The organism is Acinetobacter sp. YH12039 (genome assembly GCF_013420015.1).
GTDB classification, from domain to species: Bacteria; Pseudomonadota; Gammaproteobacteria; order Pseudomonadales; family Moraxellaceae; genus Acinetobacter; species Acinetobacter amyesii.
In genome coordinates, this window is record NZ_VOZA01000061.1 from 1 (window position 1) to 14,554 (window position 14,554).

16 protein-coding genes and 1 pseudogene are annotated in these 14,554 nt (G+C 41.6%); 14 read left to right on the forward strand and 3 right to left on the reverse strand.

Annotation, left to right across the window (positions count from 1 at the left end):
• Positions 1–336 precede the first annotated feature (336 nt).
• The 13 genes from FTT98_RS18185 to der all read left to right on the forward strand — a co-directional run bounded on the left by FTT98_RS18185 (position 337) and on the right by der (position 12,343).
• Entirely contained in the window at positions 337–462 is a 126-nt protein-coding gene (locus FTT98_RS18185) for a hypothetical protein (RefSeq protein WP_257220815.1), read from the forward strand.
• A 137-nt stretch (positions 463–599) separates the two neighbouring features.
• A complete protein-coding gene (locus FTT98_RS15820; RefSeq protein WP_373685144.1) occupies positions 600–1,877 on the forward strand; it encodes a glycosyltransferase family 4 protein in 1,278 nt (425 codons plus the stop codon).
• A 190-nt stretch (positions 1,878–2,067) separates the two neighbouring features.
• Complete coding sequence (locus tag FTT98_RS15825) at positions 2,068–2,619, forward strand: phosphatase PAP2 family protein (RefSeq protein WP_180005379.1); 552 nt, start codon at positions 2,068–2,070, stop codon at positions 2,617–2,619.
• A 121-nt stretch (positions 2,620–2,740) separates the two neighbouring features.
• Positions 2,741–2,941, forward strand: a complete 201-nt coding sequence (gene iscX, locus FTT98_RS15830) for a Fe-S cluster assembly protein IscX (RefSeq protein WP_078189615.1) — start codon at positions 2,741–2,743, stop codon at positions 2,939–2,941.
• Positions 2,942–3,050: 109 nt separating this feature from the next.
• Positions 3,051–3,482 (forward strand): nucleoside-diphosphate kinase, encoded by a 432-nt coding sequence (gene ndk / locus FTT98_RS15835; protein WP_078189614.1) that lies wholly within the window; start codon positions 3,051–3,053, stop codon positions 3,480–3,482.
• 123 nt (positions 3,483–3,605) lie between these two features.
• Positions 3,606–4,841: a 23S rRNA (adenine(2503)-C(2))-methyltransferase RlmN gene (rlmN, locus tag FTT98_RS15840; protein ID WP_180042025.1), complete on the forward strand. Its 1,236-nt coding sequence runs from the start codon at positions 3,606–3,608 to the stop codon at positions 4,839–4,841.
• Positions 4,842–4,856: 15 nt separating this feature from the next.
• Complete coding sequence (gene pilW / locus FTT98_RS15845) at positions 4,857–5,660, forward strand: type IV pilus biogenesis/stability protein PilW (RefSeq protein WP_078189612.1); 804 nt, start codon at positions 4,857–4,859, stop codon at positions 5,658–5,660.
• A complete protein-coding gene (locus FTT98_RS15850) occupies positions 5,651–6,445 on the forward strand; it encodes a RodZ domain-containing protein (protein WP_180042023.1) in 795 nt (264 codons plus the stop codon). Before pilW ends, FTT98_RS15850 begins: the two co-directional genes overlap by 10 nt.
• 23 nt (positions 6,446–6,468) lie before the next feature.
• Entirely contained in the window at positions 6,469–7,590 is a 1,122-nt protein-coding gene (gene ispG, locus FTT98_RS15855; RefSeq protein WP_078192661.1) for a flavodoxin-dependent (E)-4-hydroxy-3-methylbut-2-enyl-diphosphate synthase, read from the forward strand.
• Between the two features lie 3 nt (positions 7,591–7,593).
• Positions 7,594–8,889 (forward strand): histidine--tRNA ligase, encoded by a 1,296-nt coding sequence (gene hisS, locus FTT98_RS15860; protein WP_180042021.1) that lies wholly within the window; start codon positions 7,594–7,596, stop codon positions 8,887–8,889.
• Positions 8,890–8,919: 30 nt separating this feature from the next.
• Positions 8,920–9,618, forward strand: coding sequence for a tetratricopeptide repeat protein (locus tag FTT98_RS15865; protein ID WP_078192660.1), 699 nt, complete (start codon positions 8,920–8,922; stop codon positions 9,616–9,618).
• The gene (gene bamB / locus FTT98_RS15870; RefSeq protein ID WP_078189607.1) at positions 9,615–10,760 is read left to right on the forward strand and encodes an outer membrane protein assembly factor BamB; all 1,146 of its coding nucleotides are present in this window, start codon (positions 9,615–9,617) and stop codon (positions 10,758–10,760) included. Before FTT98_RS15865 ends, bamB begins: the two co-directional genes overlap by 4 nt.
• A gap of 173 nt (positions 10,761–10,933) precedes the next feature.
• On the forward strand, positions 10,934–12,343 hold the full coding sequence (gene der / locus FTT98_RS15875; RefSeq protein ID WP_078189606.1) for a ribosome biogenesis GTPase Der: 1,410 nt from the start codon (positions 10,934–10,936) through the stop codon (positions 12,341–12,343).
• A gap of 75 nt (positions 12,344–12,418) precedes the next feature.
• On the opposite strand, the gene FTT98_RS15880 is transcribed toward der, so the two are convergent.
• Positions 12,419–12,988: a hypothetical protein gene (locus FTT98_RS15880; protein ID WP_111884741.1), complete on the reverse strand. Its 570-nt coding sequence runs from the start codon at positions 12,986–12,988 to the stop codon at positions 12,419–12,421.
• 277 nt (positions 12,989–13,265) lie between these two features.
• Here FTT98_RS15880 and FTT98_RS15885 point away from each other — a divergent pair, with 277 nt between their 5' ends.
• Entirely contained in the window at positions 13,266–13,907 is a 642-nt protein-coding gene (locus FTT98_RS15885; RefSeq protein ID WP_180042019.1) for a 4'-phosphopantetheinyl transferase superfamily protein, read from the forward strand.
• 85 nt (positions 13,908–13,992) lie between these two features.
• On the opposite strand, the gene FTT98_RS15890 is transcribed toward FTT98_RS15885, so the two are convergent.
• A complete protein-coding gene (locus tag FTT98_RS15890) occupies positions 13,993–14,412 on the reverse strand; it encodes a hypothetical protein (RefSeq protein ID WP_180177556.1) in 420 nt (139 codons plus the stop codon).
• Between the two features lie 33 nt (positions 14,413–14,445).
• A pseudogene (locus tag FTT98_RS15895) lies at positions 14,446–14,554 on the reverse strand (IS701 family transposase); the annotation flags it as partial.

The window sequence follows — 14,554 nt, forward strand, 5'->3', positions numbered from 1 at the left end:
GAGATCCATGCACGCATGGCAGTCTTGAATAAATTCACAGAATTAGGTCGCCCTCATACCCAAGTTGTCTCTTAAATTTGAGTAGCTTAAGGGAACTCAGCCTTTCAAACCTTTATGCAACAAAGCCTATCTGCACCAGAAATGCGATTATCCAATTATGTTTATAGTGAGACAGCTACGTCATTTCATGTATCTTGTGATCGGAGTTATTCAATCACATTTCGTAGTCAAAATTTAAAAAATAGTAATGGATTAAGTTCTGTTTCGAATGGACCGTATCAATTAAGAACGCAACTTAAAGTCATAGGAGGTTCTGATAATCTATGGGGGGCAATCATGAACCAACGTGCTGGACAGGATAGAAAATATACGATTTCTGCGCGTTTAATGGATAACCCACTTTCCTATAATGTTCCAGCAGGAGTATATCGGGATAAGATTTATGTTAATGTCGATTTTTAAAAATAATCATCCAATCTTACATTGTAAAAAAGGAGATGAATAATTCTCCTTTTTTCACGATTGTGTCATCAAATAATCATCAAAATGCAAAAACTGCTGCTTAAATTGTGGATATACATTTATAAGAAGCATGTAAGATCATGACAGAATCGGCTATCAATTTGGGGCGTATACAGGATGAACCTGCACGCTTTCAATTCCAATTTAAGCATATGCAATCACGAATGGATGTGCAAACGGTCTCAACCTTAATCCGTCTAGGTCTAAAAATTGCCATTGTTACAGATACGTGGGCGCCAGAAATTAATGGTGTTGCACATTCTTTATTGCAACTGTGTAAGGGCTTGCAGCAACAAGGCAACTCAATATTTTTAATACGTCCTGAACAGTCCGAAAGTTGTCAGGATTTCAAACCTGATCAAGAGTGTTTGGTTCGAGCGCAGTCGATTCCTAGATATTCAGGTTTACAATTTGGCTGGCCGCAATTGATCAAGCTGAGTAAAGCTTTAAAAAAAGCCCAAGTCGACATTGTGCATATAGTCACTGAAGGGCCTTTGGGATTTGCTATGCTTCAACTGGCGCGTTCTTTACAGATTCCTGTGTCCAGTGGTTTTCATTCGGCCTTTCATGATTTTAGTCGATTCTTTGATTTAGCGTTTTTAATGAAGCCTGTACAACATTATTTACGATGGTTTCATAACAATACTCAACTCACCTGTGTCCCGAGCCAAGATACTGCAGATGCCCTGCATCGATTAGGTTTTAGTTGTCCATTGGTGGTGGTGGGGCGTGGTGTGGACCATAGTCGATTTTCTCCCTCACATTATCGAGCAGATCTGAGACAACAGTGGCAAGCAGATGAACATACCCGCGTGATGCTGTATGTCGGTCGGCTATCTCCTGAAAAAGAAGTGGATGTTTTAATTTCTGCCTATCGTTCGATGTTGGCTATGGATGCACGAACGAAATTGGTCATTGTGGGTGATGGGCCTGATCGTGAACGACTAATGCAACTGGCAAAATCCCTAGATGTTATTTTTATGGGAAGTTTAAGTGGTCAGGCTTTATCGGAAGCCTATGCCAGTGCGGATGTTTTTGTTTTCGCAAGTCAGGTTGAGACCTTTGGTAATGTGGTTTTGGAGGCGATGGCTAGCGGATTGCCTGTGATTGCATATAATGCTGCATGTGCCCAACTGCACGTGAGAAATCAGCAAACGGGATGGTTATGTCATTTATCTCGAACCGATGAATTTATACGTCTTATGCAGCAATTGCCGCAACGCGCTAAATTAAAAACCATCGGCATCGAGGCGGCAAAAGACGCTGCTAAAATTGGATGGCAATATCCCGTACAGCAATTTGAGCAAGCGCTATATCGCGTGGTGGATCAAGCCATGATGAGCCAATGGAGCTAGCGCTATTGGTTATATACTGGTTGAGCATCCTCATAACCAATATTCATTGAACTGTCATCAAAGCATCATTGCACTGTCAAAAAGACAACTTAAGCTGAGTCAAACACAGAACTAAACTTGTAAAAATAACAACACAAATCTAGCTCAACCCCAACATAGTCAGACTTTGACTGTAGATAGGAGATTAGCGATGAATTTTAAAAATGCAAAAACAAGAATGCTGCATCTCGATTTAAAAGGCTGTATTTATCTCAATCATTTTTCACATCAACAAGTTGTGGCTGACATATTTAAAATGGTGAGTCGACTTGGTGATGGTGTGTTTTGGTATGTCATGTTGGCGACGGTTTGGATCGTGCAGGGCATGTCTTACAGTGTACAAATCGTCTATGTATTACTGGGTGGTTCCGTCGGGACCTCGATCTATAAACTCCTCAAAAAGAAAACTGTGCGCCCAAGACCGTACCAAGTGCATCAAGTGATTCGCTTAGGTGAACGCCCTCTAGATCATTTTAGTTTTCCATCAGGGCATACTCTACATGCAGTCATGGCAACAACTGTGCTGGGCTATATTCAACCCATGCTGTTGGTCCTGATGTTGCCCTTTAGCTTATTAGTGGCATTATCTCGCATGATCTTAGGTTTGCATTACCCAAGTGATGTCGCTGTCGGTGCTGCTATAGGCGCTGCAGTGGGTGCGGCGATTATTCTCTGTGCACCTCTTTTCGGTTTGGTTTTATAGTTTGATGTGGACATCTCAATTGCAAAATCTGGTAATAAAAAAATTAAAAGGGTTTATCACGTCGAATTGCTGAAATTTGTTAAAGTAAGCCATCATTCTATAGACGATGTTAGGAAGACCCATGGGTTTACGCTGGACAGATACCATTGATATCGCAATTGAGCTGTATGAAGCTCACCCTGATGTTGATCCGCAATGGATTCGCTTTACTGACCTACATGCATGGGTATGTGCATTGCCAAATTTCACTGATGACCCCGAAAAGTCGACTGAAGGTCTGCTTGAGGGAATTCAGATGGCCTGGATTGATGAGGCAAGTTAATCCCTACATCGAAAAAAGCAATTTTTTTGTATAGCAAAAGCAGAAAATAGCGCATTATTCGGTATAATGCGGCAAATTTTTCACGTCAAATTGACTTAAGGAGCCTCTCATGGCTATTGAACGTACTTTATCTATCGTTAAACCAGACGCAGTTGCTAAAAACCACATCGGCGACATCTTTGCTCGTTTCGAAAAAGCTGGTCTTCAAATCGTTGCAACTAAAATGAAACACTTGACTCAAGCTGAAGCTGAAGGCTTCTACGCTGAGCACAAAGAACGTGGTTTCTTTGGTGACCTAGTTGCATTCATGACTTCTGGTCCAGTTGTAGTTTCAGTTCTTGAAGGCGAAAACGCAGTTCTTGCTCACCGTGAAATCCTTGGCGCAACTAACCCTAAAGAAGCTGCTCCTGGTACTATCCGTGCAGACTTCGCTGTAAGCATCGACGAAAACGCTGCTCACGGTTCTGACTCTGTAGCATCTGCTGATCGTGAAGTTAACTACTTCTTCGCTCAAACTGAGATCGCTCCACGTACTCGTTAATTCGAAGTATTCGAACCAGATAAGTGGTATACTGCTTGTCTGGTTTTTTTATTCTCTGAATAATTCTTCGCTCAAATACTGAGCATCTCCTTTGATCTTTAGACATGGTTTAGGTAATTACACATGAGTACTGAAGTAGTCGCTACATCAGCTGTTTCTGATGCACAGCAACAATCTCCATCCGCTCCGACGCAGCAAAATACTGTGGAGAAAGTGAATTTACTGGGCATGTCACGTCCGCAAATGGAAAAATTCTTCGAAGAAATGGGGGAGAAGAAATTCCGTGCTGGGCAGGTGATGAAATGGATTCATCAGTTCTTCGTGACTGATTTTGCTGAAATGACCAATATTTCTGGTAAATTGCGTGAAAAACTAGAAAAGATTTGTGAAATTAAAGCGCCTGAAGTGGTGCATAAAAATTATTCAAAAGACGGTACTCGTAAATGGGTGTTCCGTGTAGGTGATGGTGCAGGTTCATTGGTTGAAACCGTGCTCATTCCTGCAGAAGATAAAACCGGCGCACGTAAGACCTTGTGTATTTCGTCACAAGTGGGCTGTGCTCTGGACTGTTCATTCTGTTCAACTGGGAAACAAGGTTTTCAACGTGACTTGAGCCAAGCTGAAATTATTGGACAGCTTTGGATGGCGAACTTCTCTTATATGGAAGATGTGCCAGTTGCGGATCGTGAACGTTCAGTGACCAACGTGGTGATGATGGGCATGGGTGAGCCGTTGTTGAACTATGATGCTGTATTGAATTCAATGCGTATCATGTTGGATGACTTTGCGTATGGCATGTCGAAGCGTCGTGTGACTTTATCAACATCAGGTGTGGTGCCTAAAATTGACCAATTGGCACAAGACATTGATGTGGCCTTGGCAATTTCACTCCATGCGCCAAATGATGAACTACGTAACGAACTTGTTCCGATCAATAAAAAGTATCCGTTGGAACAGTTGATAGCAGCTTGTCAGCGTTATATCGCCAAAGATGGCAATGAAAGTTCACGTAAACATGTGACCATCGAATACGTGATGTTAGATGGTGTAAATGACCATCCTGAACATGCACAGCAAATGTTAAAGCTGTTGAAAAACTTACCAAGCAAAATTAATTTAATTCCGTTTAACCCGTTCCCGCATGCGCCATACAGTCGTTCAAGCCGTAACCGTATTATTTCTTTCCAAAAAACTTTGTCTGATGCCGGTTTTGTGTGTACGATTCGTCAGACACGTGGTGATGATATCGACGCTGCGTGTGGACAACTCGTGGGGCAAGTTGCTGACCGTACTCGTCGTGCGGAGCAATGGAAAAAGAAAGTTGCGCAGCAAAATGAGATACTGCGCTCACAAGGATAATAAAGAGGCAGCCAATTGAAAAAGTTAACGTATAAGTTCACTTTCGTTTCAGCTTTATGTGCATCGGTTTTGGCATTAACAGCATGTCAAACGCCTGAGATTGGGAAAAAAGACCCAGAGAAAGCCGTAAAAATCAGAACGCAATTGGCTGTTGAACACCTGAAAGCAGGGGATTTGGACTCTGCTAAACGCGCATTAGATCAGGCTTTAGAAGTGGATTCTCGCGATTCCCAAGCCAATATGATGATGGGTGTCTTACTACAACGAGAAGGCAGCCCAGCCAACTTAGAAAAAGCAGATAGTTATTTTAAGCGTGCAATTTCAGCAGACTCAAAAAATTCTCAAGCGCGTAACAACTACGGTACGTATTTATACCAAGTTGAGCGCTATAATGATGCGATTGAACAGTTCAGCATCGCAGGTTCAACTTTAGGTTATGATCAACGTTTCAAAGCATTGGAAAATTTAGGTCGAATTTACCTGAAAGTGGGTGATGTGGCGAATGCTGAAAAATCATTCAAACAAGCTTTGCAGGCTAATCGTGATTCCTATGTTTCAATGTTAGAGTTGTCTGAAATCTTTTATTTGAATCAGCAGTTCCCTGCTGCCACACAAATGTATGAACAATTTGTACGTGCAGTAGGACAAAAAAATCAGGGTGCGCGCGCACTCTGGATTGGCATTCGAACAGCGCGTGCCAATGGCGACAATTTGGGTATGCAAGTACTGGTTAACCAGTTACGTGCTTTGTTCCCAGAAAGTCCTGAATACCAACGCTATTTGCAATTACAGTACAGTACTGAGGCCGTATGGAAGTAAATCCTAATTCACCGCAATCGAATGGTTCGAGCGTAGCTCCAAATGCATTAGGAAATGTACAACGCCCAGGTGAGTATTTACGTCAAGTACGTATTACGCAAAAACTGGAACTTGAAGCTGTCGCATCAGAACTCAATATTCCATTAAAAACACTGACTGCACTCGAGCAAGATGATTATAAGTCATTGCCTGAAGCGACCTTTATTAAAGGTTACTACCGCACTTATGCCAAATATTTAAAAGTTGATGCCACCAATATCATTCAACGTTTTGATGATATTTATGCCAACGATACGGGATTGTTGCCAAATCACGCGTTAAATAATTCACCGATTAAAATTATGGGTAAATTACCCGGGTCTAACCGTGACCGTAATCGTAAATGGATCAAACGTGGTCTGATTGCATTGGCGGTGTTGTTGGTCATTGGTGCGATCGTGGCGGCGATTCAGGGCATGACCTCGGGCAGCGATAATGAAGACGCTGTGACCAATGATGTCGCTTCAGAAGTTCAAGTCCTCGACATGAATGGCGGGAATGCAACAGTCAGCGGTGATCAATTGACATTGACCTTTAGTAGCCCGACTTCAGTACATATTGTTGATTCGACGGGTAAGGTGTTGGCGACTGGTCGTCAAGCATCGACGCTCAACTTAAACGGTGAAACACCATTCCAAATTCGTTTGGATGATGCAACTGTAGTGTCATTAAGCTTAAATAATGAAAATATTTCATTGTCACCATATACCGTAAACGGCAAAGCAGATTTCCGTTTATCACGTTAAGGGACAACAGAGCAGACTGAACAATGATTGAAAATCCAATTAAGCGCCGTCCAACGCGTAAAATTAAAGTAGGTTCGGTGTATGTCGGTGGTGATGCGCCGATCAGCATCCAAAGTATGACCAATACTGAAACCTGTGATGTCGAAGCGACCGTGGCACAAATTCAGCGCTGTGTAGACGTCGGTGCGGACATCATGCGTGTTTCTGTACCGAGTATGGAAGCTGCTGAAGCTTTTGGTGAAATTCGTAAACGTGTGCAAGTGCCATTGGTTGCCGATATTCACTTTGATTATAAAATTGCTTTACGTGTTGCAGACCTTGGTGCAGATTGTTTGCGTATTAACCCGGGTAATATTGGCTCAGAAGCTAAAATTCGTGAAGTGGTAGCTGCTGCACAACATAATGACATCTCTATGCGTATTGGTGTCAATGCCGGTTCACTGGAAAAAGATATTCAAAAGAAATATGGTGAGCCTACAGGTCAGGCCTTGCTTGAATCTGCAATGCGCCATATTGATATTTTAGACCGTTTAAATTTCCATGAATTTAAAGTGTCAGTCAAAGCATCCAATGTCTTTCTGACGATGGATGCTTACCGTTTGTTATCTAAACAAATTGATAACCCATTACACTTAGGTGTGACTGAAGCAGGTGTCTACCGTACGGGTTCAGTCAAATCTGCTATCGCTTTAGGCGGTTTGTTGATGGAAGGCATTGGTGACACCATGCGTATTTCATTGGCAGCAGAGCCTGAAGAAGAAATCAAAATTGGCTTTGATATTTTAAAATCATTGGGCTTACGTTCAAACGGCATTAACTTTATTGCGTGCCCAAGTTGTTCACGCCAAGAGTTTAATGTCATCAAAGTTATGCAAACATTGGAAGAGCGTTTAGAAGATATTCGTACCCCAATGGATGTATCGGTGATTGGTTGTAAAGTGAATGGTCCGGGTGAAGCCAAAGAAGCCGATATTGGTGTAGTTGGTGCAAGTCCGCGTTCACTGGTGTATCGTAATGGCGAAAAGAGCCATTTAATTGACACAAATCAGTTGGTTGACGAAATCGAAGCGATGGTTCGTCAACGTGTTAGCGATCTTGAAGACGCTAAAGCTAAAGAGATTATTCGCACAAGTTTTTCTGAGTAGATCATGAGTTCAATCGTCGCAATCAAAGGTTTTAATGACATTCTCCCTACGCAAAGTCCTGCATGGAGACGTCTAGAACAGCATCTATCTAGCCTGATGGATGCTTATGGTTATCAGCAAATTCGCTTGCCGATTGTGGAGCAGACTCATCTGTTCAAACGTTCTATTGGTGATGCAACGGATATCGTTGAAAAAGAAATGTACACATTCTTAGACAAAGGTAATCCGCCTGAGTCTTTGACTTTGCGTCCAGAAGGAACAGCAGGATGTGTACGTGCAATGCTTGAACATAACTTACTTCGTGGTGCTACACCGCGTGTATGGTATGTCGGCCCAATGTTCCGCTATGAAAAACCACAAAAAGGTCGCTACCGTCAGTTCCATCAATTTGGCGTAGAAACTTTTGGTGTTGCAACACCAGATCAAGATGCAGAATTGATTTTAATGACTGCACGTTTGTGGAAACGCATGGGCGTTGCAGATAAAGTTCAATTAGAACTCAATACTTTAGGTGAGTCTGATGAACGTGCAGCTTATCGTGCAGCATTGGTTGAATTCCTAGAGTCACATAAAAATGACTTAGATGAAGATTCACAGCGTCGTCTAACCACGAATCCACTGCGTATTTTGGATTCTAAAGATCCAAAAACACAAAGCATTTTGGAAAATGCGCCAAAACTTCACGACTTTATGGGTGAAGAAACGTTGGCTCACTTTGCTCAATTGCAGCAGTATTTGACTGATGCTGGTGTTGGTTTTGTGATCAATCAAAAATTGGTTCGTGGTCTCGACTATTACAACAAAACGGTCTTTGAATGGACAACTACACACTTAGGTTCTCAAGGAACGGTATGTGCTGGTGGTCGTTATGACGGTTTAGTCGGTCAGCTTAAAGGTAAAGTAGACCAGTCGGTGCCTGCTGTTGGTTTTGCAATGGGTATGGAGCGTTTGCTTCTTCTACTTGAACAAGTGGAAGACAATACTCCTGTACGTGACTGTGAGCTATTCTTAGTTTCAGATCCTGCAACTCAAGGTAAGGCATTGGTCCTTGCTGAACAAATTCGTGATCAACTTGAAGCAGCGGGTAGCAACATTCGCTTAAAAGTTGGTTCACAAGGTTCAATGAAATCGCAAATGAAAAAAGCAGACCAATCGGGTGCTTTATTTGCTGTGATTTACGGTGAACGTGAGCAATCAGCAGGGCAAGTGCTGGTGAAAGAGCTAGCGATTGCAGAACAACACGAAGTGAATGTGGCAGACTTTGTTGCCTTCATTATCGAAAAAATTTCTTCAAAATAATCCCTATAACATAAGGAAAAAGGTAATTTCATGAGCGCATTGAGTGAAGAAGAACAACTTGATAATTTAAAATCGTTTGCTAAAAAATATGGCTCTGCCATTGTTAGCGGCATTTTAATTGCGTTGATTGCCTTTTTCGGATGGGAATACTGGCAGAAGAAAACTTTGGCTGAATCACAAATGCAAACAGCCAAAGTCCAGCAGTTAATGGATGATGCTCAGTCGGCGACGGGTGACGCTTTTACACAACTTTCTGCGACTGCAGATAAAATTGTAAAAGAAGCGCCAGATTCGCCACAAGCCATCCAAACTCAGTTGCTTATGGCAAAATTGGCGTATGATAAAGCGGATTATGCCAATGCTGAGAAAGCTTTGAAAAAAGTTGAAAATTCAAAAGTTGATGATGCAGGCTTAATTCAATTGGTGAAATTACGTTTGGCGTATGCACAATTGGCACAAAAGAAATTTGATGAAGCATTAAAAACCTTAGAAGCAGTTAAAGAACCTGCTTTTCAAGCGACTGCAGATGAAGCCCGTGGCGATGTCTATGTTGCAAAAAATGATATCGAAAATGCAAAGAAAGTTTATCAAAGTGCATGGGATGCTTTGGTTGAGCGACAAGAAGAACGTCAAATTTTACAAATTAAACTCGAAAGTGTAGGCGTTTTAGTTGATGATCCTGAAATTGAACGTCCGATTATAGATACACAAGTGGAAGCAACTGAATGAATAGAAAATACAAAATTACCTGTGCGCTGACAGTTTTAACACTTGCTTTGGCTGGTTGTGCAAATAAAGGAAAAGTAGAAAAAGTAAAACCAAATCCTTTACCAAAATTGGAACAGGCAAAAACTTTAGCACCTGTATTTTCAAACAGTGTGGCTTCAACTGAAGAAGCAGATCCACTACGTTTACGTATGGATGCAGATAATGGCGTTGTTTTTAGCGTAAATCCTAATGGTGAAGTTCAAGCCTACAAAGGCAAAGAGCGTTTATGGCAGAAGAAAATCTCTAAACAAGGTTTGACTGCAGGTGTAGAAGCAGCTGACGGAATTGTGGTTGTTGGTAATGCAAAAGGTCAATTATTTGCATTAGATCAGGCAACAGGTGAACAAAAGTGGACAGCGCAATTAACCGGCGCGTTACTTTCACCGTCGTTGATTCAAGCAGGTCGCGTTATTTCAGTTACCAATGATGGGACGGTATACGCAAACGATGTGGCAACGGGCCAACAAACTTGGACCTATAACTTGCCAAATGTACAGTTTAGTTTACGTGGTATGGCAGCACCGGTATCACTCGATGCGCGTCATGTTCTCATCGCTTCTTCAAATGCCTATATCTATGTGATTGATGCATTGAGCGGTATTCCGAAAATGCAGCGTCGTGTTGCAGTGTCAGACGGTCGTTCAGATGTACAACGTCTCATTGATATTGACGGTGAACCGACTGTAGCAGGTCAATTTTTAATTACCACCAGTTACCAAGGCCAAGTGACAGCACTTGATCTTGCCTCACAACAAGTGATCTGGAGTAATGATGCGAGCAGTATTCAGCGTCCTGAAGTTGCAGGCAATGGTGTCTTTGTGACACAAACTGATGGTAAAATTGTGGCTTACGAAATTACCACTGGTCAAACATTGTGGGAAAATGACCAATTGCTTAATCGTAATTTGAGTAACCCAGTGATGTTAGGTCAAGACCTTGTGGTTGGTGATCTGGATGGTGTACTTCACTTAATCAACCCAGCGACAGGTGAGTTGGTTGGTCGTTCTAAAACCAGTGGTGAAGTACGTTCACTACGTGTAATTGACAATCAATTATATGTGTCGACACGTAAGGGTGCATTAAGCATTTGGCAGAACCGTTAATTTTTCTGCGGCTTATGTTAAAATAAGCCAAACCGTATTTTTAACGCGGGGGATTGAATCATCAATGCCCCGTGTTTTTATTTATTTTAGGCATTTATCCTATTTCCATTCTTCCTAAGCTTTCTGATGTTCAGACCAGACCAAACTGGCTGATCTGGAATAAAGGTTAATCTATGAAACCCGTAATTGCGCTCATTGGTCGTCCGAACGTCGGAAAATCAACGTTGTTTAACCAGATAACCAAGAGCCGTGATGCTCTCGTTGCTGACTTTGCCGGTCTGACTCGTGACCGTAAATATGGTGACGCGACTTATCAAAATAAATCTTTCATTGTCGTTGATACTGGGGGTATTGGCGAAACTGAAGGTGGTATCGATTCGTACATGGCAGAACAGTCAAAAACTGCCATTAATGAAGCAGATATTATTGTCTTCGTGGTCGATGCGCGCGCAGGCCTATTGGCATCTGATGAGCAAATTGCACGTGACTTACGTACGCTAGGTAAAAAAGTTTATCTTGTTGCCAACAAAGTTGATGGTGTTCATGCCGAAGCAGCTTTAGTTGAATTCTTCAAATTGGGTATGGGTGAACCACTTCAAGTGGCTGCCAGCCATGGTCGTGGTGTTCAGCAAATGCTTGAAGAAGTGTTAGCTGAAGTGCCTGAAGATGAAAGTGAAGAACAACACGATAAAGACACAGGCTTACGTTTAGCGATTATTGGTCGTCCAAACGTGGGTAAATCGACTCTAGTGAACCGTTTGTTGGGTGAAGACCGTGTGGTTGCATTTGACCAACCAGGTACTACACGTGACTCGATTTATATCCCATTTGAACGTGATGGCCGTAAATACACATTAATCGATACTGCGGGTGTACGTCGTAAAGGTAAAGTGGACGAAATGATCGAGAAATTCTCGATTGTGAAAACTTTACAAGCGATGAAAGATGCGCATGTTGTGGTTATTGTTGTCGATGCACGTGAAGGGATCGTTGAGCAAGACTTGCATTTGATCGGTTATGCGCTTGAAGCAGGCCGTGCGATGGTGATTGCCATCAACAAATGGGACAACATGTCTGACTACGACCGTAAACAATGTAAATTAGATGTTGAACGTCGTTTTGACTTTATTCCATGGGCAAAAATTCACTTAATTTCTGCACTTCACGGTACAGGTGTTGGTGATCTTTATCCATCGATCCACCGTGCTTATGATTCTTCGCATTTGAAAGTATCACCTGCGAAAATCACTCAGATCTTGAATGATGCAACTGATGCGCACCAACCACCAATGGTTCAAGGTCGTCGTATCAAAATGCGTTATGCGCATATGGGCGGACAAAATCCACCGACGATTGTAATTCATGGTAACAAGGTCGATAAAACGCCAAATGACTATCGTCGTTACCTAGAAAACGTGTTCCGTAAAGTTTATAAACTTGAAGGTACGCCAGTCAAAATTGAATTTAAAACCTCTGATAACCCATTTGAAGGTCGTAAGTCGCAAATCGATGAGCGTACGGCGGCACGTAAACGTCGTTATGTTCAGAAGTTCAAAAAGGCGGAAAAGAAATTCAAACGCTAAGTTTAGATGAACAAAAAAGCCTGCAGATATGCAGGCTTTTTTATTTCACTTTATTTATCTAAAAAGATGTAGAAATTAGTTTTTACACTTTTTAGCTTGGCGGTAAATATCAATATTATCCAGATTAGCTTGAGCAATTTCCATGGCTTGCTGTGCGCTGCTGCTATCCTGTTGTGTATTTTTATTGCCAGAAAAAGCTGTCGCAAATTGTCCCATACGCGCGGCTGTTTCAGATTGACCTGAAAATGCGGATAGCGCGTTGCCAGCAAGACCAGCCCATTTTGAAACTTGATTATTTTGCTGTGCAGACGCTTGGCTTAATGCCAGTTGCGATGCTTCCAATGTGCGTTCGAAAGTTTTACGTTCAACGCTCAGATCAGTGCAATCTAAGGTTTTTAAATAACTGGTGCTATAAACACTATTGTTGGTTTGGTTAGCTTGATTGAAATTTGAGGCATAGCCACGGTCTGCTTGAGCTACAGCATTGGCAGCTTCTTGACGGCTTTGATTCATACGCGCTTCAGCTTGGTCCATAATCGCGCCATTTTTGGCACCCATTACTGCAACAGCTGCATCCAATAAGCCTGCTTGAGCGAAACATGGTAGGACACAAAGTGAACTGATTAACGTGATTTTTCTTAGCATCTGATTTACCCCGAGTTTTAAATTAAAGTTATAAGAATCTAGAGTATTTTATCTAATTGAAGATGTATTTAAAATATTTATTATACTTAAGTATTTGAATATATTTATAATATTAAGTATTTCTTAAGTGGTTTGAAATATTTTTAAACTGAGTTTTAAAATCTCGATAAGTCAAAGGACCGATGCGCTCATCTGTATTGTGGTGTATTTTGTGTCGGAGAGTCGCATAAAATATAGCGTCATGGACGTAGTGTAAAAGATATTGGATCAATAACTTATGGCGAAAATTCAGCTTGAATATAGTGCAATTACTGACTTCTTTGTGGAGCCGCATGGCTTGAGTCGTCAAGAGGTAATTGCCGTGCGTAAACAAGCCATTTACCAATATCGAAATCAATTACTCGGGCAGCGGCTAAATAGGTCAGTTGAAAATTCAGATTTTTCAAAGTCTGCGTTTGGTAAGCCTTTTCTTCCGGATTTGCCACATTTTCATTTTAATCATAGTCATAGTCAGCAGCATTATGTATTGGCCAGCAGTGAAAAAATCGCCAATATTGGTGTGGATATTGAAGATTTAAATCGAAAAGTTCGTTTTGATGCGATGGCTCAACACAGCTTTCATCCCGAAGAATTGCTCAATTGGGACAGTTGTGAGCATGATCCTGATTTTTGGTTTAAAGTTTGGACCACCAAAGAGGCGGTACTTAAAGCGTCGGGTTTAGGGATTCGAGTGAACCTGAATGAACTGAATACGCAGTGTCATCTAGAGCAGAATGGTGGGATGTGTAGTCACCCCGCTATTGGCACTTTTGCTTATCAGAATATTCAACTGCCGCATGTGATGTTGACGGTGGCATGGCAAAGTGAACAATCTTGCCGAGGTTTTCATTTGCCTAATATTGAGTTGAATGTCTTATAAATCGGTATGAAATAAAATCATCATGAAAAAAGCCCTGTTCTGGCTGAACAGGGCTTTTTTTAAATCAATCTAAACTGGCTTTAGATTAGATTTTGCATTTTTTAGAACCTTGGTAGATACCAATGTTGTCGATGTTTGCTTGAGCAGCAGATTTGTTTGCTTGTTGAAGTTCAAGGTTGCCTGCTTCTGAAATATCTTGCTCACCAGCCAAGCTGTTTGCAATGTTGCTTGCACGAGCAGCTTTTTCAGAGTTACCACCGAAAGCAGCAAGAGCGCCACCCGCTAAACCAGCAAATTTGCTCAATGATTTGCCTGGCGCTTGAGCAGATGCTTGGATGTTTGCAATGTTTTTGTCAGCAGCTTCTAAAGAGCGCTTAGCATTCGCTTTTTCAACAGCAAGAGTTGCACAATCCATCGCTTTTAATTCTGAAGATGCGAATTGAGTTGTAGCAAAAGCAGAAATTGAAATAGAAGTAACAGTTGCAAGAACAAGTAATTTTTTCATGAAATAATTCACTTTTATAGGACTTACGCACTATCATTTATAGATTCTCTGTGGTAGCAGATGATTTTTATCGAGAATAAAGTCATCAATGAAGTTTTTGATAATTGGTCTAAATAATTTCTTCTGCCAACGATATATATTT

Coding starts and splice junctions, on each gene's coding strand:
- FTT98_RS18185 (WP_257220815.1), top strand. CDS start 337: ATGAACCAACGTGCTGGACAGGATAGAAAATATACGATTTCTGCGCGT.
- FTT98_RS15825 (WP_180005379.1), top strand. CDS start 2,068: ATGAATTTTAAAAATGCAAAAACAAGAATGCTGCATCTCGATTTAAAA.
- iscX (WP_078189615.1), top strand. CDS start 2,741: ATGGGTTTACGCTGGACAGATACCATTGATATCGCAATTGAGCTGTAT.
- ndk (WP_078189614.1), top strand. CDS start 3,051: ATGGCTATTGAACGTACTTTATCTATCGTTAAACCAGACGCAGTTGCT.
- rlmN (WP_180042025.1), top strand. CDS start 3,606: ATGAGTACTGAAGTAGTCGCTACATCAGCTGTTTCTGATGCACAGCAA.
- FTT98_RS15850 (WP_180042023.1), top strand. CDS start 5,651: ATGGAAGTAAATCCTAATTCACCGCAATCGAATGGTTCGAGCGTAGCT.
- ispG (WP_078192661.1), top strand. CDS start 6,469: ATGATTGAAAATCCAATTAAGCGCCGTCCAACGCGTAAAATTAAAGTA.
- hisS (WP_180042021.1), top strand. CDS start 7,594: ATGAGTTCAATCGTCGCAATCAAAGGTTTTAATGACATTCTCCCTACG.
- FTT98_RS15865 (WP_078192660.1), top strand. CDS start 8,920: ATGAGCGCATTGAGTGAAGAAGAACAACTTGATAATTTAAAATCGTTT.
- bamB (WP_078189607.1), top strand. CDS start 9,615: ATGAATAGAAAATACAAAATTACCTGTGCGCTGACAGTTTTAACACTT.
- der (WP_078189606.1), top strand. CDS start 10,934: ATGAAACCCGTAATTGCGCTCATTGGTCGTCCGAACGTCGGAAAATCA.
- FTT98_RS15880 (WP_111884741.1), bottom strand. CDS start 12,988: ATGCTAAGAAAAATCACGTTAATCAGTTCACTTTGTGTCCTACCATGT.
- FTT98_RS15885 (WP_180042019.1), top strand. CDS start 13,266: ATGGCGAAAATTCAGCTTGAATATAGTGCAATTACTGACTTCTTTGTG.
- FTT98_RS15890 (WP_180177556.1), bottom strand. CDS start 14,412: ATGAAAAAATTACTTGTTCTTGCAACTGTTACTTCTATTTCAATTTCT.